Source organism: Psychrobacter sp. NC44 (assembly GCF_904846655.1).
Lineage (GTDB): Bacteria > Pseudomonadota > Gammaproteobacteria > Pseudomonadales > Moraxellaceae > Psychrobacter.
Genome location: NZ_CAJHBN010000038.1, coordinates 1 through 1,190, shown reverse-complemented (window position 1 = coordinate 1,190; position 1,190 = coordinate 1). Strand labels below are relative to the sequence as shown.

General features: G+C 40.9%; 1 protein-coding gene. It reads right to left on the bottom strand.

Features of this window, described 5'->3' with window-relative positions; all coding sequences use genetic code 11:
• Positions 1–42 precede the first annotated feature (42 nt).
• Positions 43–1,118 (bottom strand): IS3 family transposase gene (locus tag JMX95_RS13570; protein ID WP_413786844.1). Its coding sequence is split into 2 segments (ribosomal slippage): positions 43–869 and positions 869–1,118, totalling 1,077 coding nucleotides; the frame shifts between segments, so codons are not numbered across the junction.
• Positions 1,119–1,190: the final 72 nt, after the last annotated feature.

Genomic DNA, 1,190 nt, shown 5'->3' with positions numbered 1-1,190 from the left:
CTGTAAATACCCCATTCTTAACACAACATCATCGTAGAATAATTAAGCCACCTGCCTGTACTCAGCAGGTGTCATATCATTAAGTGAATCATGGGGTCTTTCGTTGTTATAAACCTTGATCCAGTCTTCAGTCAGTTGAGTAACCTCGTTTAAATCATTGAATAAATAACAGTCTAAAACCTCATTGCGGTAACTGCGATTAAACCGTTCAATATAAGCATTCTGATAAGGGCAGCCAGGCTCGATATAATCAATATAGATGCCATGAGCTGATGCCCAATCAGTGAATATGCTGGATGTAAACTCACTGCCGTTATCTACCCTTATTTGCTTAGGGTAACCATGCCACTCGGCTAACTGATCAAGGTAGCGAATTACTCGAAGTGAAGGCATACTGGTACCAATATCAATGCCTAATACTTCACGGTTGTAATCATCAATCACATTAAAGGTTCGAAAGCGAATATTGTTGTGCAGCTTATCGCTCATAAAGTCCATAGACCAAGTATGACCTAATGTATTTGGTACACTTAGCGGCTGGGGGTTACGTGCTGGTAGCCGTCTTTTAGACTTACGGCGTAGGTTTAAGTTTAACGCGGTATAAACACGATGTACGCGCTTGTGATTCCAAGAATAGTCAAGCTTACGTATGCGTTTAAAGCACTTTGGGAAACCCCAACGATTGTGCTTGTCAGTAAGCTTGTTTAAGACATCAATAATCTCACTATCATCAGATAGCTTAGGCTTATAGTAGTAAGCGGTTCGACTCATACAGACCACCTGACAGCTCACTGCAATACTAACACCATACTGCGCCTGCAATTCTTGCGCCCAGACTTTGCGCTCGGGTACAGGCGCTATAGCTTTTTTATGATATCTTCTTGCATTTGCGCTTTGAGGCTTAAATCAGCATACATCTGTTTAAGCCTACGGTTTTCTTCTTCAAGCTCTTTTAATCGCTTAACATCAGAGGCTTCCATACCTCCATATTTAGACTTCCATTTGTAAAATGTCGAGCTAGCTACCCCGTATTTACGGCACAGCTCTTTAGCAGATATCCCAGCTTCTGCTTCTTTTAATATCGATACTATTTGGGTCTCAGTCATTCGTTTGCTCATATCAAAACTCCTTATGGGTATTTTATAAGAAATTCTACGTTTGAGCTGTGTTAGTTTAGGGGATAGTTACAC